Origin of the sequence: Pseudomonas sp. SL4(2022), assembly GCF_026625725.1 — a bacterium.
In the GTDB taxonomy this organism is placed as follows: Bacteria; Pseudomonadota; Gammaproteobacteria; order Pseudomonadales; family Pseudomonadaceae; genus Aquipseudomonas.
The window spans coordinates 1,472,917-1,491,313 of the sequence record NZ_CP113060.1 but is presented as its reverse complement, the minus strand read 5'-3'; the positions used below and the strand labels follow the sequence as shown (position 1 = coordinate 1,491,313).

At 61.2% G+C, this 18,397-nt stretch carries 18 protein-coding genes; 11 read left to right on the top strand and 7 right to left on the bottom strand.

What is annotated here, in order from left to right; genetic code table 11:
* Positions 1-70: 70 nt before the first annotated feature.
* Entirely contained in the window at positions 71-1,300 is a 1,230-nt protein-coding gene (serA, locus tag OU997_RS07200) for a phosphoglycerate dehydrogenase (protein WP_108486783.1), read from the bottom strand.
* Positions 1,301-1,486: 186 nt separating this feature from the next.
* On the opposite strand from serA, the gene OU997_RS07195 reads away from it, so the two are divergent.
* The 5 genes from OU997_RS07195 (at position 1,487) to OU997_RS07175 (ending at position 6,332) form a co-directional block, all read left to right on the top strand.
* The gene (locus OU997_RS07195) at positions 1,487-2,881 is read left to right on the top strand and encodes an FAD-binding oxidoreductase (protein ID WP_108486782.1); all 1,395 of its coding nucleotides are present in this window, start codon (positions 1,487-1,489) and stop codon (positions 2,879-2,881) included.
* Positions 2,882-3,160: 279 nt separating this feature from the next.
* The gene (locus OU997_RS07190) at positions 3,161-3,826 is read left to right on the top strand and encodes a fumarylacetoacetate hydrolase family protein (RefSeq protein ID WP_108486781.1); all 666 of its coding nucleotides are present in this window, start codon (positions 3,161-3,163) and stop codon (positions 3,824-3,826) included.
* A 114-nt stretch (positions 3,827-3,940) separates the two neighbouring features.
* Positions 3,941-4,876, top strand: a complete 936-nt coding sequence (locus OU997_RS07185) for an SdiA-regulated domain-containing protein (protein ID WP_267809513.1) — start codon at positions 3,941-3,943, stop codon at positions 4,874-4,876.
* Positions 4,877-4,959: 83 nt separating this feature from the next.
* The gene (locus OU997_RS07180; protein WP_108486779.1) at positions 4,960-5,307 is read left to right on the top strand and encodes a NirD/YgiW/YdeI family stress tolerance protein; all 348 of its coding nucleotides are present in this window, start codon (positions 4,960-4,962) and stop codon (positions 5,305-5,307) included.
* A gap of 104 nt (positions 5,308-5,411) precedes the next feature.
* On the top strand, positions 5,412-6,332 hold the full coding sequence (locus OU997_RS07175) for an SdiA-regulated domain-containing protein (RefSeq protein ID WP_108486778.1): 921 nt from the start codon (positions 5,412-5,414) through the stop codon (positions 6,330-6,332).
* On the opposite strand, the gene OU997_RS07170 is transcribed toward OU997_RS07175, so the two are convergent.
* Entirely contained in the window at positions 6,313-7,710 is a 1,398-nt protein-coding gene (locus OU997_RS07170; protein ID WP_267809512.1) for a NorM family multidrug efflux MATE transporter, read from the bottom strand. The genes OU997_RS07175 and OU997_RS07170 overlap by 20 nt on opposite strands.
* Before the next feature lie 138 nt (positions 7,711-7,848).
* Between OU997_RS07170 and OU997_RS07165 the strand changes: the two genes are divergently transcribed.
* Both OU997_RS07165 and OU997_RS07160 read left to right on the top strand, forming a co-directional pair.
* Positions 7,849-8,778 (top strand): LysR substrate-binding domain-containing protein, encoded by a 930-nt coding sequence (locus OU997_RS07165; protein ID WP_267809511.1) that lies wholly within the window; start codon positions 7,849-7,851, stop codon positions 8,776-8,778.
* 326 nt (positions 8,779-9,104) lie between these two features.
* A complete protein-coding gene (locus tag OU997_RS07160) occupies positions 9,105-9,893 on the top strand; it encodes a gamma-glutamyl-gamma-aminobutyrate hydrolase family protein (RefSeq protein ID WP_267809510.1) in 789 nt (262 codons plus the stop codon).
* Positions 9,894-9,950: 57 nt separating this feature from the next.
* Here the strand turns inward: OU997_RS07160 and OU997_RS07155 are convergent, their stop codons facing one another.
* Together OU997_RS07155 and OU997_RS07150 are read right to left on the bottom strand one after the other, a co-directional pair.
* Positions 9,951-11,450 (bottom strand): YifB family Mg chelatase-like AAA ATPase, encoded by a 1,500-nt coding sequence (locus OU997_RS07155; protein ID WP_267809509.1) that lies wholly within the window; start codon positions 11,448-11,450, stop codon positions 9,951-9,953.
* Between the two features lie 39 nt (positions 11,451-11,489).
* Positions 11,490-11,759: an accessory factor UbiK family protein gene (locus tag OU997_RS07150; protein ID WP_108486773.1), complete on the bottom strand. Its 270-nt coding sequence runs from the start codon at positions 11,757-11,759 to the stop codon at positions 11,490-11,492.
* Positions 11,760-12,186: 427 nt separating this feature from the next.
* On the opposite strand from OU997_RS07150, the gene glnK reads away from it, so the two are divergent.
* The 4 genes from glnK to sutA all read left to right on the top strand — a co-directional run bounded on the left by glnK (position 12,187) and on the right by sutA (position 15,900).
* Positions 12,187-12,525, top strand: coding sequence for a P-II family nitrogen regulator (gene glnK / locus OU997_RS07145; RefSeq protein ID WP_021700071.1), 339 nt, complete (start codon positions 12,187-12,189; stop codon positions 12,523-12,525).
* Positions 12,526-12,561: 36 nt separating this feature from the next.
* Complete coding sequence (locus OU997_RS07140) at positions 12,562-13,878, top strand: ammonium transporter (RefSeq protein ID WP_108486772.1); 1,317 nt, start codon at positions 12,562-12,564, stop codon at positions 13,876-13,878.
* A 166-nt stretch (positions 13,879-14,044) separates the two neighbouring features.
* Positions 14,045-15,295 (top strand): ammonium transporter, encoded by a 1,251-nt coding sequence (locus OU997_RS07135; RefSeq protein ID WP_267809508.1) that lies wholly within the window; start codon positions 14,045-14,047, stop codon positions 15,293-15,295.
* A 275-nt stretch (positions 15,296-15,570) separates the two neighbouring features.
* Positions 15,571-15,900 (top strand): transcriptional regulator SutA, encoded by a 330-nt coding sequence (gene sutA, locus OU997_RS07130; protein ID WP_108486770.1) that lies wholly within the window; start codon positions 15,571-15,573, stop codon positions 15,898-15,900.
* 160 nt (positions 15,901-16,060) lie between these two features.
* Here sutA and OU997_RS07125 read toward each other — a convergent pair whose 3' ends face one another.
* The 3 genes from OU997_RS07125 to OU997_RS07115 are packed head-to-tail and all read right to left on the bottom strand — an operon-like array spanning position 16,061 to position 18,386.
* The gene (locus OU997_RS07125; protein WP_267809507.1) at positions 16,061-16,756 is read right to left on the bottom strand and encodes an HAD family hydrolase; all 696 of its coding nucleotides are present in this window, start codon (positions 16,754-16,756) and stop codon (positions 16,061-16,063) included.
* On the bottom strand, positions 16,753-17,649 hold the full coding sequence (xerC, locus tag OU997_RS07120; protein ID WP_108486768.1) for a tyrosine recombinase XerC: 897 nt from the start codon (positions 17,647-17,649) through the stop codon (positions 16,753-16,755). The genes OU997_RS07125 and xerC overlap by 4 nt, the downstream gene beginning before the upstream one ends.
* Before the next feature lie 38 nt (positions 17,650-17,687).
* Positions 17,688-18,386, bottom strand: a complete 699-nt coding sequence (locus tag OU997_RS07115) for a DUF484 family protein (protein WP_108486767.1) — start codon at positions 18,384-18,386, stop codon at positions 17,688-17,690.
* Between the last annotated feature and the right edge of the window lie 11 nt (positions 18,387-18,397).

The following is an 18,397-nucleotide window of genomic DNA, read 5'->3' as shown; positions in this document are numbered from 1 at the left end:
GGAATTCCTGAATGTGTCGAACGCGCATTAAAAAGGCGACCGAAGTCGCCTTTTTAATGTCTGCGCCGCGTTAGAACAAGACGCGGCTGCGGATCGTGCCTTTAACGTGTTGCAGCTTCTCCAGCGCCAGGTCGGAGTAGTCGGCGTCGACGTCGATGACCACGTAGCCGACCTTGTCGTTGGTCTGCAGGAACTGGCCAGAGATGTTGATGCCGTTTTCGGCGAACACGTTGTTGATCTCGCTCATCACGCCTGGGATGTTGGCGTGGATGTGCAGCAGGCGGTGCTTGCCCGGGTGCGCCGGCAGGGCCACTTCCGGGAAGTTGACGGACGAAACCGAGGTACCGTTGTCGCTGTACTTGACCAGCTTCTCGGCCACTTCCAGGCCGATGTTGGCCTGGGCTTCAGCGGTCGAACCGCCGATGTGCGGGGTCAGGATCACGCGGTCCAGGCCACGCAGCGGGCTTTCGAACTCTTCGTCGTTGGACTTTGGCTCGACCGGGAACACGTCGATGGCGGCGCCAATCAGGTGCTCGTCCTTGATCGCCGCAGCCAGATGCTCCAGTTCAACCACGGTGCCGCGTGCGGCGTTGATCAGAATGCCGCCCTTTTTCATGGCGCGGATTTCTTTCTCGCCGATCATCCACTGGGTGGAGGGCAGCTCAGGGACGTGCAGCGACACGATGTCGCACATGCCCAGCAGGTCGTGCAGTTTGGCGATCTGGGTGGCGTTGCCCAGTGGCAGCTTGGTCACGGTGTCGTAGAAGAACACCTGCATGCCCATGGCTTCAGCCAGTACCGAGAGCTGGGTGCCGATCGAGCCGTAACCGACGATACCCAGCTTCTTGCCACGGATTTCGAAGGAGTTGGCTGCCGACTTGATCCAGCCACCACGGTGGCAGGAAGCGTTCTTCTCGGGGATGCCGCGCAGCAGCAGAATGGCCTGGGCCAGCACCAGTTCGGCCACCGAGCGGGTGTTCGAATAGGGTGCGTTGAACACGGCGATACCGCGCTCGCGGGCGGCGTCGAGGTCAACCTGGTTGGTGCCGATGCAGAAGCAGCCTACAGCCACCAGGCGCTTGGCGCAGTCGAAGACTTCGGCGGTCAGCTGGGTGCGCGAACGGATACCGATAAAGTGCGCATCGGCGATCTTTTCTTTCAGCTCGTCGTCGGAGAGTGCGCCCTTGAGGTACTCGATGTTGGTGTAACCAGCGGCCTTCAGGGTGTCCACTGCATTCTGGTGGACGCCTTCAAGAAGAAGGAACTTGATCTTGCTCTTGTCGAGAGAGGTCTTGCTCATCGGAGTACCTGTTGTCCCACAAAATAGTGTCAGGGAGGAGGCCGAGCGCCGCCGGCCGCAGCCCGCAGATCGGCGCGGGGGCACGATTTACGGGGTGCGTATGCTAGCATACGAGCCCCGCGAAACACCTACCCTGGCAGATGAAGCGTGCTCAGGGTGACCATGAATCGTTTGAGAGTTCCGTTGATGACCAACCCTGCGCTGATCGAAGAGCTGAAGACCCTGGTTGAGCCTGGCAAGGTGCTGACCGATGCCGATTCCCTCAACACTTACGGCAAGGACTGGACCAAGCATTTCGCCCCCGCGCCGCTGGCGATTGCCTTCCCCAAGAGCATCGAGCAGGTGCAGGCCATCGTGCGTTGGGCCAATCAGCATAAGGTCGCGCTGGTGCCGTCGGGCGGTCGTACAGGGCTTTCGGCAGGCGCGGTCGCTGCCAACGGTGAAGTGGTCGTGGCCTTCGATTACATGAACCAGATTCTCGACTTCAACGAATTCGACCGCACGGCGGTGTGTCAGCCCGGCGTGGTGACCAAGCAGTTGCAGATGTTCGCCGAGGACAAAGGGTTGTATTACCCCGTGGATTTCGCCTCGGCGGGTTCCAGCCAGATTGGCGGCAACATCGGCACCAATGCCGGTGGCATCAAAGTGATTCGCTACGGTATGACCCGCAACTGGGTGGCTGGCCTCAAGGTCGTTACCGGCACCGGCGAGTTGCTGGAGCTGAACAAAGACCTGATCAAGAACGCCACCGGCTACGACATGCGCCAGCTGTTTATCGGTGCCGAAGGCACGCTGGGCTTTGTTGTGGAAGCGACCATGCGGCTGGACCGTGCGCCGAAGAACCTCACCGCCATGGTGCTCGGCACCCCGGACTTCGACTCGATCATGCCGGTGCTGCATGCCTTCCAGAACAAGCTGGACCTGACCGCCTTCGAGTTCTTCTCGGACAAGGCCCTGGCCAAGATCATGGCCCGTGGCGATGTACCACCGGCGTTTGAAACCGATTGCCCGTTTTATGCTCTGCTGGAATTTGAAGCCACCACCGAGGAAGTCGCCGACGCCGCCCTGGCCACCTTCGAGCATTGTGTGGAGCAGGGCTGGGTGCTGGACGGCGTGATGAGCCAGAGCGAGCAGCAATTGCAGAACCTGTGGAAGCTGCGCGAGTACATCTCGGAAACCATCAGCCACTGGACGCCGTACAAGAACGACATTTCGGTCACCGTCTCCAAGGTGCCGGCCTTCTTGCACGACATCGACCGCATCGTCGGCGAACACTACCCGGACTTCGAAATCGTCTGGTTCGGCCATATCGGTGACGGCAACCTGCACCTGAATATCCTCAAGCCGGAGAACCTGTCCAAGGACGAATTCTTCGCCAAGTGCGCTACCGTCAACAAGTGGGTGTTCGAGACCGTGCAGAAGTACAACGGCTCGATCAGCGCCGAACACGGTGTGGGCATGACCAAGCGCGATTACCTGACCTACAGCCGCTCGGAAGCCGAGATTGGCTATATGAAGGCGATCAAGGCAGTGTTTGACCCCAACGGCATCATGAACCCGGGTAAGATCTTTCCGCTTTGAAAGCTGCTGCGGGCTACGCGCGCCATGCTGCGTTGGCGAAGTCAGGAAAAATGCTCATTGGGGCACTAGCCAACTCCGCTTTTTCCAGACTCCGCCGCCTTGCCTGGCCTTCGCTCGCAACGCTTTCAGCAAGCTGATTAAGTCTTTAGTCGCTACGACAGCCCGTGAAGGTTCTTCCACCATGGGCGATCAACGATTCAGAGCGTAGGGCGGGGCTACCGCTCTGCGCCTGCCGCTCGCACAACGAGCGGCGTCATGCATTCCCATCAGGAGTTGCTTATGAGCTACCAGCATCAGTATGTCGATGGCACCCATATCCACTTTCCCATGGGCAAGGTGGTGTGCATCGGCCGTAACTACGCCGAGCATGCCAAGGAACTGAACAACCCGGTTCCTACCGAGCCGTTGCTGTTTATCAAAGCGGGCAGTTGCGTGGTGCCGCTGGATGATGGCTTCACCCTGGTTGAGGGTAAGGGTGATGTGCATTACGAGGCGGAAATCGCGGTGCTGATCGGCAAGCCGCTGTCGCGCACGCCGAATGCCGAGGAGGTGCGCGATGCCATCTCCGGCTTCGCCCCGGCGTTGGACCTGACGCTGCGCGACCTGCAGGCCACGCTCAAGGCCAAGGGCTATCCCTGGGAAACCGCCAAATCCTTCGACGGTGCCTGCGTGCTGGCGCCGTTCGTGCCCGGTGATGCCGTTGAAGACCTTACCGATATCGGCATTCGCCTGGCGATCAACGGTGAAGTGCGTCAGGACGGCAACAGCCGTGACATGCTTAACCCGATTCTGCCGATGATCCAGCACATCGCTGGGCATTTCAGCCTGCAGCCGGGTGATGTGATCCTCACCGGTACGCCAGTGGGTGTCGGCCCGCTGCACAAGGGTGATGAGCTGGCGCTGGAGCTGGTTGGCCACAGCCGCTTCAGCAGTCGCGCGCTTTAAGTCATATGACCGTTACAAGCAGGCGCCTGGAGGTGCCTGTGGGTCAGGTGGCGTAACAGAAACTTAAGGGTAGCTCTCTAGTCTGATAGCCATCGTTCTGCTGAGTTGTGTGCGATGTCAAACTGGATTGTCCGGCTGGTGCGTCTGCGTTGGCTCATTGCGTTTTTGCTGTTGGGGCTGAGTGCGGCGTTGGTGGCCAATTACCGCCATTGGGATGACCGTCTGTATTTCTGGTTTCAGGAACTGCAGGTGGGGGCAGCCGAGCAGCAGCAACATATCTGGCTGCCAGGCTATCAGGCTGTGCTGCAGGGCAAGCCGCTGCAGGGGCTTGAGCAGGAGGAGGTTTCCGGCCTGACCTACAGTGCCGACAGCAATACCTTGTTCATTGTCACAGGCAAATCCCCGCAATTGATCGAGTTGACCCTCGATGGTCAGGTGCTGCGGCGCATTGACCTGCATGGTTTTGCCAATCCCGAAGGCGTGGAAATGCTTGCTGATGGTCGCCTGGCGATCATCGATGAGCGCATGCGTACGCTGACCACGTTCAAGTTGGAAGCGCTGACCCGTAGCCTGGAGTTTGCCGAGCTGCCCTCGTTGGATCTGGGGTTTGCCGAGGCGGGCAACAAGGGCTTTGAAGGGATTGCCTGGGACTCGCGCAACAACCGGGTGCTGCTGGGCAAGGAGCGTGGGCCGCTGGGTCTGTTCAGCCTGCCTTTCCCCGGTGAAGACGGTGCCACCGGTGTTATGCAGCCCATGGGCGGTGGGCACTTGTTTCTGCGTGATATTTCCTCGCTGACCTACGATGCCCGTACCGGCCACTCTCTGGTGTTGTCTGACGAGTCGCGGCTGCTGCTGGAGGTGGATGAGTACGGCGAACCGGTCAGCTTTATCAGCTTGGCGCGTGGTATGAATGGCCTGCGTGGCGGTATCGAACAGGCTGAGGGGGTGACCATGGATGCGCAGGGCAATATCTACATCGTCAGTGAGCCGAACCTGCTTTACGTGCTGCACAAGGAGCCGGCTGCGGCCTCGCCCACCCTGGCGGATTAAGCTTGGTTTAAGCGTCGATTAAGCCTGGCTTCAGCTACGCCCTCTACTCTGGCGCCATCACCAACTGATTAGAGGGTTACCCCATGAAGCGTTTCACTTTGGCTCTGCTGCTGGCTCCACTGTTCTCTACTGCTGCAATGGCCACCGGTTACACCGGCCCAGGCGTTACTGCCCAGGTCAGCACCGTGGCGGCAGCGCTGGATGCCGCCGATGACACCCCGGTGGTGCTGCAAGGGCAGATCGTCAAGCGCCTGCAGGATGAGCTGTATGAGTTCAAGGACGCCAGCGGCACCATCAATGTTGAAATCGATGATGAGCACTGGCCCGCTCAGGCCGTGTCTGAAACCGCTACGGTGAAAATCACCGGCGAGGTCGATCGTGACCTGATGAGTCGTGAGATCGACGTGGAGTTCCTCGAACTGGTCAACTGACGCCGACGTGTTGAGCCGCCTCTAATGGGGGGCTTGGCGCGCCAGCCAGCAGCGTGTCTGTTGGCTGGCGTTGTGGTGTTTTCTGGTATCGAGAGCAAGCGGGTATGCGTATTCACCTGTCCCTCAAGCACGTGTTGTGGTTCATCCCGGTGTTGGTCGTGTTGCTGCTTGGGCTGCTTGCCCAGGAGTACCGGCTGTTTGAACGTGCCTGGTTCAACGTGCAGCAATGGCGCCAGCACAGCCCCTCGCCCGTGCTGGCCATACGGCTATCCGACTATCAGGTTGAAATCGAGGCTCAGCCGATTGCCGGGCTGGATGATGATGTGTCGGCGCTGACCTTCGACCCTGACCGCAATAGCCTGTTTACCGTAACCAACCAGAAGGCGCAGCTGATTGAATTGTCACTGGCGGGCGAGATTCTGCGGCGGATCGACCTGCATGGTTTTGGCGATGCCGAGGCGGTCGAGTACATCAGCCAGGGCCTGTATGTGATCAGCGATGAGCGCCAGCAGCGTCTGATCAAGGTGCGTGTCGATGACACAACCACCGAGTTGCATGCCGATCAGGCACAGCAGTTCTCGCTGGGTATCGGCTTGAATGGCAACAAGGGTTTTGAGGGGCTGGCTTACGATTCGGCCGGTCAGCGCCTGTTTGTCGCCAAGGAGCGCGACCCGATGCGCATCTATGAGATTCACGGCTTCCCTCAGCGTGATCCGCAGCGCCCTTTCGCGGTACACGTGGTGGATGATCAGCAGCGCGATGCCGGGTTGTTTGTACGCGATCTGTCCAGCCTGCAGTTTGATGAGCGCAGCGGCCATCTGCTGGCGTTGTCCGATGAGTCGCGCCTGGTGCTGGAGCTGAATGTCGAGGGCAAGCCGATCAGCAGCCTGTCGCTGCTCGGTGGGCGCAATGGCCTGACCCGCAGCGTGCCCCAGGGCGAGGGCATCGCCATGGATAACCAGGGCGTGCTCTATCTGGTCAGCGAGCCCAATCTGTTCTATCGCTTCAAGAAGCCAGACGCTTAGGCTGTGGCGTGAAGGCGGTGGCCGTCGGTTGCAGCAGGCGCGCGGTTTTCCATTCAAAGCCCAGGGTCAGGCCGATCGCGGCGCAGGCCAGGCCACCAGCCAGCCCCCACCATACGCCTTCTGCGCCCCAGCCCAGCGGGAAGGCCAGCGTCCAGGCCAGCGGCGCGCCGACGGCCCAGTAACAGCCGAGACCGACCCAGAAAGTGGTCTTGGCGTCCTTGAGGCCGCGAATTGCACCCATGGCGATGGTCTGAATGCCATCGAAGAACTCAAACCAGGCGGCAATCGCCAGCAATGCTACGGCCACGCCCACCACCTCGGCATAGGCGCTGTCGCTGTGGTCGAGGAACAGTCCGACCACCCAGTGCGGCGCCAGCCAGAACAAACCGGCGAACCCCAGCATGCACAGCGCGCCGAGGCCCAGGCCCAGGCGCCCGGCCTGACGTGCCTGCAGCAAGCGGCCGGCACCAAAGTGCTGACCAATACGGAAGGTCACCGCGTAGGAAATCCCCACCGGCACCATAAAAGCCACGTACACTGACATGATTGCGATCTGGTGCGCCGCCAGTTGGGTGCTGCCCAGTGCGCCCATGCACAGCGCGGCAAAGGCAAACAGGCCGGATTCCACTGCATAGGTGCCGCCAATCGGCAGGCCCAGGCGCAGCAGCTCTTTCAGCTCGGTCCAGGCCGGCCGCAGCAGCCCGCGCCACAGCGGATAAGGGCGGTAGGCGCTGTGGTGCAGCACATGCCAGGCCAGCAGCAGCGCCATCACATTCATCACCACGGCGGTGACCAGGCCGATTCCAGCCAGACCCAGCGGCGGCAGGCCGAACCAGCCCTTGATCAGCGCATAGTTGAGGATGAAGTTGGCCAGCGCGCCGCCAATGCTGATGGCCATCACCGGGCCGGGGCGGCCGATGGCGCTGGTAAAGCCGCGCAACGCCATAAAACTCATATAGCCAGGCAGGGCAAACACCAGGGTGGAGAGAAACTGCATGCCGCCGCTGACGTTCTCCGGCTTCTGGCCGAAGTACAGCAACGCTGGGCCCAGGTTCCACAGCGCCAGGCCAGCCAGCAACGCCAGACCCCAGCCGAGCCACAGACCGTTTTGCGTCAGCCGGGTGACGCCGGCCGCGTCCTGCGCGCCGTGACGGATGGCCACCAGATTGCCGACCGAGGCAATCACTCCCACGCAGAAGATTGAGACAAAGGAATAACTGGCCGCCCCCAGCCCACCGGCAGCCAAGGTCGCGGGGCCGAGCAGGCCCATCATCACGGTGTCGGTAAACACCATCAGCACATGCGCCAGTTGCGCCGCAATCAGCGGCCCGGCGAGTTTCAGGATGGCGCGCAGTTCGTCACGAAGCGGATGCAGCATGATGAGTTCTACTCAGTCAGAAGGCTTGCCCGGGTGATCCGCGCAGGCAGAGAATGCGCCTATTCTCAAGAGCCAGTCGTGGCAGCACAAAAGGATAATAACGATGACAGGCATGACTATTACTCATGGATTGCGGTCGTGAGCCAGCGCCTGCCGCCGCTCTATGCCCTGCGCGCCTTCGAGGCGGCGGCGCGGCACAGTTCCTTTACCCGCGCCGCCGAAGAGCTGGCGATCACTCAGAGCGCGGTCAGCCGGCATGTGCGCACCCTGGAGGAACACTTCGCTTGCCGCCTGTTCGAGCGTCGCGGCCGCAGCCTGCAACTCACCGAGACGGCGCGCATGCTGCTGCCGGGGCTGCGCGATGGTTTCGAGGCCTTGGAGCGCGCCTGCAACACCCTGCGCGTCGACGACGCGGTGCTGCGCCTGAAAGCCCCGTCCACGCTGACCATGCGTTGGTTGCTGGCGCGCTTGTCGCGCTATCGCCTGAGCAGTGCCAGCGAGGTGCAACTGACCAGCGCCTGGATGGATGTCGACAAGGTGGACTTTCTGCATGAACCCTTCGACTGCGCCGTCCTGCTGAGTCAGGGTGACTTCTCGGAGGAATGGGAGAGCACCGAGCTGTTTGCCGAATGGTTGATTCCGGTCTGCGCGCCTGAGGCCTTGAGCGAACAGCCTTGGGATCTGCCACGTCTGCAAGACGCCGAACTGCTGCACCCCACCCCTGACCGCCGTGACTGGCGTCAGTGGCTGCAGGCCATGGGCCTGGCGGATCAGGTGCCGCTCAAAGGCGGCCAGGTGTTCGATACCCTGGAGCTGGGCATGGTGGCGGCGGCGCGTGGCTACGGCGTGTCCATTGGTGATCTGGTGATGGTCGCCGAGGACGTCGCCCAGGGCCGGTTGGGCCTACCCTGGCCCAGCGCGGTGCCCAGTGGCTGCAGCTACTACCTGGTATGGCCCAAAGCGCGCCGAGGTCAGGAGCGCTTTCGCCGTTTGCGCGATTATCTGGTGGCGGATGTGGCCGCGATGCAGCTGCCACAGGTTGAGCGGGTGATGGGTTATAGCCGTTAGGGATCATGGACAGGTTGCGTAAAAAATATTGGACTATCTCTCACGGTTGTTTCGATAAAAATTATTCAATAACAACATGTTATATCTATTCATCAGTCTGGAAAGGTCATGCTAGCGGTCTGATTCTTTAACAATTGCTGCTGAATTGTTTGACATATTTTACGGCTTTGGCAGACTGGCCACAGGGTTTCGAACGCCACCCAGGTCCTATGAGCACACCTGTGCAGGCAGCATGGCGGGCGAACCAGCGGTATAACAGGGAGCGTATGACGGCCGTCAACCTTCCTGCACAGCAACGGCAGGCCATGCCTGCCCCAAGGTGATGTATGTCCAACAACAATACGAAACAGCGCCCAGGCGCGCGTAAACCGGTTGTCCTGATGTCCATGGGCGCGCAAGAGCGCAAAGGGCATGCCTATCAAGTCATGACTCACAAATACATAACCCCGCTGGTCGAGCTGTCTGGCTGCGTACCGGTGTTGGTGCCCAGCTGCTGCGGGCCTGACGATATTGAGCAATACCTGTCGATGGCCGATGGTGTGTACCTGACCGGTGCCGGCAGCAACATCGACCCGGCCCTTTACGGACAGAAAAACCAGACCCCGACTAAGGGCCAGGATAAGGATCGTGATCTGTTCGATATTCCACTGATTCGCGCTGCGCTGGCCCGTGGCCTGCCGCTGTTTGCGATTTGCCGTGGGATGCAGGAAATCAACGTCGCCCTGGGCGGTAATATCCACCAGAAGGTCTATGAAGTGCCCGGCATGAATGACCATCGCGAAGACACCAGCGCGCCGGTGGATGTGCAGTACGCCGACAGCCACAGCGTGCGTCCGGTGCCGGGTAGCTGGTTTGCCGAACTGATGGGCGAGGCCGAGTTCCCGGTCAACTCGCTGCACGGACAGGCACTGGATCAGTTGGGCGATGGCATCGAGGCTCTGGCCCACGCCGAGGATGGTCTGGTTGAGGCGATTCACCTGCCAGGCGCCGAGCAATTCACCCTGGCGGTGCAGTGGCATCCGGAGTGGCAGGCAGCACAGAATCCACATTCGGTGAAGATCTTCAAGGCGTTCGGTGATGCTTGTCGTGAGCAGGCCGCTCGACGCGAACAGTAAGGGCTCTAGCTCCATATAAAAGAAGCCCCGCATGCGGGGCTTCTTTATGGGCACGGTTCAGGCACCGCTGATGCTGGGGCGGTACTGCAAGGCTTCACCCAGATGGCTGCGATGGATAGACGCGGCACTGTCCAGATCGGCCAGGGTGCGCGCCACCTTCAACACCCGATGGGCCGCACGCAGGCTCAGGCCCAGACGCTCGCAGGCGTTTTCCAACCATTGGCGGTCTTCGCCCTGCAGGCTGCAATGTTGCTGTACGCCATTAAGATCCAGGTGGGCATTGGCGCAGCCCTGGCGAGCCAGTTGCTGTTGGCGAGCCTGTACGACCTGGGCGGCCAGTTCGGCGCTGCTTGGGCCGGACTCGGCGTTGGCATCCAGCCGGGTGGTTTCCCGTGGCACGTTGAGGTGCAGGTCGATACGGTCGAGCAGCGGGCCGGAGAGTTTGCCGCGGTAGCGCTGGATCTGTTCAGTGGAACAGCGGCAGCGCCCGGACGGGTCGCCGAGATGCCCGCAGGGGCATGGATTCATTGCCGCCACCAGCTGAAAGCGCGCGGGGAAACGCACCTTGTCGCGGGCGCGGGCAATCACGATCTGCCCGCTTTCCAGGGGTTCACGTAAAACCTCCAGAACTTTTCTGTCGAATTCAGGAAGCTCGTCCAAAAAAAGCACGCCGTGATGGGCCAGGGTGATTTCGCCCGGTTGCGGGCGACTGCCTCCGCCGACCAGCGCCGGGCCCGATGCACTGTGATGAGGCGTTCTAAAGGGTCTCTGTGGCCAAGCACTCAGTGGAATGTGGCTGGCCACGGAATGAATCGCTGCCACTTCCAGTGCTTCCTGCTCGTCCAGCGGAGGCAGTAGCCCTGGTAGGCGGCTGGCCAGCAGGGTTTTGCCGGTGCCGGGCGGCCCGGTAAACAGCAGGTTATGCGAACCGGCCGCCGCTACCAGCAGCGCGCGTTTGGCGGTGATCTGTCCCTGCACTTCGGCCAGATCGGGGTAGGGCAGGATCTGGCGCAGCAAGCCCTGGGCTTGATATGGCGCAATCGGTGTCTGGTTATTCAGGTGGGCGGCTACCTCCAGCAGGTGCTCGACGGCAATGACCGTCAGACCGGACGCCAGGCTGGCTTCCTCGGCATTGGCTTTGGGCACTACTAAGGTGCGTCCGGCAGCGCGGGCTGCCAGTGCGGCGGGTAAGACGCCCTGCACTGGACGAATCGCCCCGGACAACGCCAGTTCCCCCAGGCATTCGAGGTGCTCCAGCGCGCTGGCCGGAACCTGGCCGCTGGCGGCGAGAATGCCGAGGGCAATCGCCAAGTCGAAGCGCCCGCCGTCCTTGGGCAGGTCGGCAGGTGCCAGATTCAATGTGATGCGCCTGGGCGGGAACTCGAAAGCGCAATTGAGGATGGCGCTGCGTACGCGGTCCTTGCTTTCCTTGACGGCGGTTTCCGGCAAACCGACCAGGGCCAGCGAGGGCAGGCCGTTGGCCAGATGGGCTTCGACGGTGACGGCAGGGGCTTCAACACCCACCTGGGCGCGGCTGTGGACTATGGCCAGAGACATCGATCACTCCTTGATCGGCTGATGCATCCGCTGCGGGTGTTACTCGCGGGTGGCTGGGGTGTCTGCGCTGCGTGCTTCCATCTCGGCGACCTTGGCTTCGAGGGCTTCCAGGCGGGCGCGGGTTCGGGCGAGCACCACCATCTGACTGTCAAACTCATCACGGCTGACCAAATCGAGTTTGCTGAAAGCGCTTTGCAGCAACACCTTGAATTGCGCTTCAAACTCATTGCGCGGCAGCGGCACATCGCCATTGAACAAGCGCGAGGCGTGGGTGGTCAGGGCGTCCAGTAGGGCTTTGGGTGGCAGCATGGTGAGGTTCCGTTGGCAGGTGGCGGCAGTGTAGCACGCGCCATGAGTGGGCTTGGCGGGTGCGACGGCCGCAGGCTGAAGCCGTGCTTGCACGCTTTTTGCGCGCCCCGCATCCGATATGTGCACTGTTGTTGTGCGCGATTTGCCAGCCGATTTCTGCCAGATACCCGCTTTTGCTGGGTAACTGCATGAAATAAATCGCTTTTCGTTAATCTGGCAAGCTTTCTGCTAAGTCTCTCGTGACGCATGCACCGATGCAGTTCCGGTGCGTCAGGCGAAGCGGGGGAGCGTTTCGTCTGGTGTGGTTGGTTTATATCGGAGTAGCCGAGCTAGCGCGGTCGTAGCATTTCAAAAGCCAGACACTGCGCATAGACTTGGGCCGGGTTTGTTTTCCTGGGGCAAGTCCATCAATACGGGAGAAGAGTTAATGAAGCTAGTCACTGCCATCATCAAGCCGTTCAAGTTGGACGACGTCCGCGAGTCGCTGTCCGAGATCGGCGTGCAGGGTATCACGGTCACTGAAGTCAAAGGCTTCGGTCGCCAGAAGGGCCATACCGAGTTGTACCGCGGCGCTGAATATGTGGTCGATTTTTTGCCGAAGGTGAAGATCGACGTGGCGATTGCCGACGACCAGCTGGATCGGGTCATCGAGGCGATTACCAAGGCGGCCAACACCGGCAAGATCGGTGACGGCAAGATTTTCGTCGTCAATCTGGAACAGGCGATCCGCATCCGTACCGGCGAAACCGGCACCGACGCAGTTTAAGCCTCCAAACCCCCACACGCCCCAGGAGAAAACAATATGACTCTGCGTAAGATCGCAGGGCTAGGAGCCCTTTTGTCCCTCGTAACCCCTGGCTTGGCCATGGCTGACGAGGTTGTCCTCAACTCAGGCGACACCGCCTGGATGCTGACCGCCACCGTTCTGGTGCTGTTCATGACCATCCCAGGCCTGGCACTGTTCTACGGTGGCATGGTTCGTTCCAAGAACATCCTCTCGGTGATGATGCAGTGTTTCGCCATCACCGGCCTGATCAGCGTGCTGTGGGTCATCTACGGCTATAGCCTGGCATTCGACACCACTGGCATGGAGAAAGGTGTTACCAACCTCAACTCCTTTATTGGTGGTCTAAACAAGGCCTTCCTCAGTGGCCTGACGCCGGATAGCCTGATCGGCGCCTTCCCGGAAAGTGTGTTCATCGTCTTCCAGATGACCTTCGCCATCATCACCCCGGCCTTGATCGTCGGTGCCTTCGCCGAGCGCATGAAGTTCTCTGCGATGCTGGTCTTCATGGCCGTCTGGTTCACTCTGGTTTACGCCCCGATGTGCCACATGGTCTGGTCCGGCGACGGCGCTTTCCTCTGGGATGAAGGCGTACTGGACTTCGCCGGTGGCACCGTGGTGCACATCAATGCCGGTATCGCCGGTCTGGTGGCCTGTTTGGTGCTAGGCAAGCGCAAGGGTTATCCGACCACCCCGATGGCACCACACAACCTGGGTTACACCCTGATCGGTGCGGCTATGCTGTGGATCGGCTGGTTCGGCTTCAACGCCGGCTCGGCTATCGCTGCCAACGGCACCGCGGGTATGGCCATGCTGGTGACTCAGATTGCTGCCGCTGCCGCTGCCCTGGGCTGGATGTTCGCCGAGTGGGTCACCCACGGTAAGCCGAGTGCTCTGGGCATCGCTTCCGGCGTGGTTGCGGGCCTCGTCGCCATCACCCCGGCCGCCGGTACCGCCGGCCCGATGGGCGCACTGGTGATCGGTCTGGCGTCTGGCGTGATCTGCTTCTTCTGCGCCACCAGCCTCAAGCGCAAGCTGGGCTACGACGACTCCCTGGACGCCTTTGGCGTGCACGGTATCGGCGGCATCGTTGGTGCCATCCTCACCGGCGTGTTCGCTGCACCGGCCCTGGGCGGCTTCGGTTCGGTGGAAGACATCGGCGGCCAGGTCTGGATCCAGATCGTGGGTGTGCTGGTCACCGTGGTTTACACCGGCATCGTCACCTTCGTCATCCTCAAGGTGCTGGATCTGGTGATGGGCCTGCGGGTCAGTGAAGAAGCTGAATCGGTTGGTCTTGACCTCTCCGAGCACAACGAGCGCGGCTACAACCTGTAAGTCTAACTGCTGTGCAAAACGCCCGGCCTGCCGGGCGTTTTTTATGGCCAGCCATCCATGGCAGCCACCCTGCGGGCCGTCGCTACGCGCCGTTAAAAATGACTACCGATGATTTTCTTTGTCCGCGCCAACGGTGGCGCAGGTCCTACGGTACAACGGAGTACTTATGGAAAATACCGCACTGATTCCCTTGCAATACGCGCTCGACACCTTCTATCTGCTGGTCTGTGGTGCCCTGGTGATGTGGATGGCGGCGGGGTTTGCCATGCTCGAATCCGGCTTGGTACGGGCCAAGAACACCACCGAAATTCTGACCAAGAACATCGTCCTCTACGCCCTGGCGTGCGTCATGTACCTGCTGTTCGGCTACGCGCTGATGTACGGCGGCGATGCCGGCGGTGTGCTGCCTAATCTGGGCTTTCTGATTGGTGAGGAACATGTGCCGGAAGTGGTCGTTGTCGGTGGTGATGGCGCGCCTTACTATTCCAAACGTGCGGACTTCTTCTTTCAGGTGGTGTTTGCCGCGACCTGCATGTCGATCGTCTCTGGCGCAGTGGCCGAGCGCATGAAATTGTGGGCCTTTCTCGCCTTCGCCGTGGTCATGTGCGGCGTGATCTACCCGGTAGAAGGCTATTGGACCTGGGGCGGTGGCTTCCTCAAGGCTGCCGGCTTCAAGGACTTCGCCGGTTCCGGCATCGTTCATCTGGCCGGTGCCACGGCGGCGTTGGCCGGGGTCATCCTACTCGGCGCGCGTAAGGGCAAGTACGGGCCCAAGGGGCAGATCAACGCCTTCCCGGGGGCCAACCTGCCGCTGGCGACGCTGGGCACTTTGATCCTCTGGTTCGGCTGGTTTGGCTTCAACGGTGGCTCGCAGCTCAAGCTGAGCAGCATAGAAGACGCCAACGCCGTGGCCAATGTGTTCGTCAACACCAACCTGGCGGCGGCGGGCGGACTGATCGCCGCCTTGCTGGTGGCGCGCATCCTGTTCGGTAAGGCCGACCTGACCATGGCGCTCAACGGTGCCTTGGCTGGCTTGGTGTCTATTACTGCCGAACCGCTGACACCGAGTGCTTTGCAGGCGGCGCTGGTCGGTGGCGTCGGTGGTGTGCTGGTGGTGTTCTCCATTCTCAGTCTGGACAAGCTGAAGATTGATGACCCGGTCGGGGCTATTTCGGTACACGGTACCGGCGGCATCTGGGGCCTGCTGGCGGTCTGCCTGACCAATAGCGACGCCAGCCTCGGCGCCCAGCTGTTGGGTATCGGTGCGATCTTCGCTTGGGTCTTTGTGGCCAGCCTGATCGTCTGGTCCATCATCAAGCTGGTGATCGGCCTGCGTGTCAGCGAAGAGGAAGAGTACGAAGGTGTGGATATCGCCGAGTGCGGTATGGAAGCCTATCCTGAATTCACCAAGCGCTGAGTTTCAAAGTTGTGTACAAGGGCGCCTTCGGGCGCCCTTTGTTTTTATGTGAGGGTGAACAAACAACATCTGGCGAGCCGTGTTGCCCTAAAACAGACGTTGGTGCGGTTGTGATCCACGGGCAACAGCCCCTAGAATGCGCGCCGTTGAGCGCAGATCGCCGATGCGCAGCGTTCAGCCACAGCCAGAACCCTGGAATTTTTATCAGCGACGTTAGAAAGCTGACGCAGCTGGGCTATAACTACTCTGCTTTTCGCAAGTCATGAGGTTGGAACATGAGCGACGAAGATCTGGAACACGACGAATTAGAAGGCGCTGAAGAAGACGAAGGCGAAGAACTGGCGGCCGCCGATGACGGCGACAGCGGTGATGAGGGTGACGGCGACGATGAAATTGTTCCGGCCAGCAAAAGCAAGAAAGCCAAGGCTGCCGTCGATGTAGAAGATCTGCCGAGCATCGAAGCCAAGCAGAAAGAACGTGATGCCCTGGCGCGCGCTATGGAAGAGTTTTTGGCCCGGGGTGGCAAGGTGCAAGAGGTGGAAGCCAACGTGGTGGCTGACCCACCCAAGAAGCCGGACAGCAAATACGGCAGCCGCCCCATCTAAAAGTCTGCCGAAAAACAAAAAGCCCGCATGCCATCAGCATGCGGGCTTTTTTGTGGCCTGCCATCCATGGCGGCCACCCCTTCGGGGCCGTCGCTGTGCGACGTCAAAAATCGCTCCCGGCGATTTTTAATGGCCGCTATTTGTGGCGGTTGAGCGCGGTTTACGCCCAGCTGTGCAGCAGCACTGGCAGTTCGGCCAGGCTGCGGATCTCCGCATCCGGGCGGTTTTCCGCGCCCCAGATCTTACCCTGAGGGTTGAACCAGATCGCGCGCAGGCCGGCCGCCTGTGCCCCGGCAATGTCGTCGCTGGGGTGGTCACCGATATGCACCGCGTGCTCGGCTGCGATACCGGCGCGCTTCAGCGCTTCGCTGAATGGCTTCGGATCGGGCTTACCGACGCCCAGCTCCTCGGCGCACAGGGCGAACTGGAAGTAGTCGGCCAGGCCCAGGCGGCGCACATCGGCATTGCCGTTGGTGATCACCCCGAGCTGGAAGCGGTTGGCCAGGGCCTCAAGCGTAGGGTGTACCTCGGCGAACAGTTCGACCTGATGGCGTGCCGCGAGGAACACCTGAAAACCGGCCTCGGCCAGCGTTTGTGCATCCGCGTGTGCATAGCCGGCATCTGATAGGGCGTGGAAAAGAATGCGCCGGCGCAGTTCGCTGAGACGATGCTTGAGCATCGGTTCGGCCTGCAGCAAGGTGGCGCGAATCGACCACAGGTGCTCCACCGGCACGCCGCCGAGGCGTGGCGCATGCAGGGCCAGCCAATTGCGCAGTGCGGCTTCGGCGTCCTGCATCACCGGGGTGACATCCCACAGGGTGTCGTCAAGGTCGAAGGTGATCAGTTGAATGCTCATTCTGTGCTGCCTTTGCGTTTGGCCCGAGGGTGAGCCTGATCATAAACAGTGGCCAGGTGCTGAAAATCCAGGTGGGTGTAGACCTGTGTGGTGGCGATGTCGGCGTGGCCAAGCAGCTCCTGCACGGCGCGCAGATCCTGGGATGATTCCAGCATATGGCTGGCGAAGCTGTGACGCAGCATGTGCGGGTGCAGGTGCTGGCCCAGCTCACGCACACCGGCCTGACGCACGCGCAGTTGCACCGCGCGTGGGCCGATACGCCGGCCTTGCTGGCTGATAAACACGGCGCCATCGGCCGGGCTGGCCAGCGCGCGCAGTGGCAACCATTGCTCCATCGCTTCGCGTGCCATGCGCCCGATGGGCAGTTCGCGGGTCTTGTTGCCCTTGCCGATGACGCGTACTAAGCCGGCCGGCAGGTCGAGGCCGTCCAGATTGAGGCTGACCAGCTCGGACAGGCGCAGCCCAGATGAATAGAACAGCTCCAGCATGGCCTGGTCGCGGCGGGCGATAAAGTCGTCTTCCAGGGCGCCGTCGAGCAGTTGTGCGGCGCGGTCGGCATCCAGGGTTTTCGGCAGGCGACGTTCGCCCTTGGGTGGCGTCAGGCCGCTGGCCGGGTCGCTGTCGCAATGACCTTCACGAATCAGGTAGCGGTACAGGCCGCGCGCGGCCGAGAGCAGGCGGGCCAGGCTGCGGCTGGACTGGCCCTGCATGTGCAAACGGCCGATTATGCGGCGCAGACGTGGCGTGTCGAGCGCGCTCCAGCTGTCGATCTGCTCCTGGCTGCAGAACGTCAACAGCGTGCTCAGGTCGTGGCGATAGCCAATCAGGGTATGGGAAGAAAGCTGGCGCTCACTGCGCAGGTGTTCGAGGTAGGCGTCCAGGAGGTCTTGCATGGAGGCTCCCTGCGATACGGTCGCTGCGAGGTTTAGCGCTAGCGTACCGAGCGCAACGGTGTGGCAAAACCGGGAACGACGCGTGCCAGCACTTCGGCAATGTAGCCGAGGAACAGCGTGCCCAGCGAGCTTTTGTAATGCTGTGGATCGGCACTGCCAATCGCCAGCACGCCATGCAGGCCCTGGTGGCTGATGCTGACCACCGCGGCCGAGCCAACCTGAGCACCGTCTTCGTTGCCAAACAGGAAGTTCAGCTCATGTTCACGCAGCACGCCGCAGATGGTTTTGCCACCGGCCAATAGCCCGCCAATGGCCTGATGCGCTTCGGCACTGCTGACCGAGCGGCCAACCGGCAGTGGTACATCGCAAAACAGGATCAGGCTGACAAAGGGCACCTGAAACTCGCGGCGCAGGCTGTCTTCAACGCAGCTGACCACTTCTTCCAGGCTGCTGGCATCGAGCAGGTCGAGTACCAGGCGGCGGGTCTTGTCGAACAGCCGGTCGTTGTCACGGGCCACGTCCATCAGTTGCGAGAGGCGGTGACGCATCTCGATATTACGCTCGCGCAGCAGCTTCACCTGACGCTCGACCAGTGACACGGTATCGCCGCGCTGGTGCGGAATGCGCAGCTCGGGGATCAACTCGTCGTGGTCGATAAAGAATTCCGGATGCAGGCGCAGGTAAGCGGCGACTGTTTCTGAATCCAATGGTTTGGGTGAATCCTGCTGGTCTGTCATAAGCGCTGCTC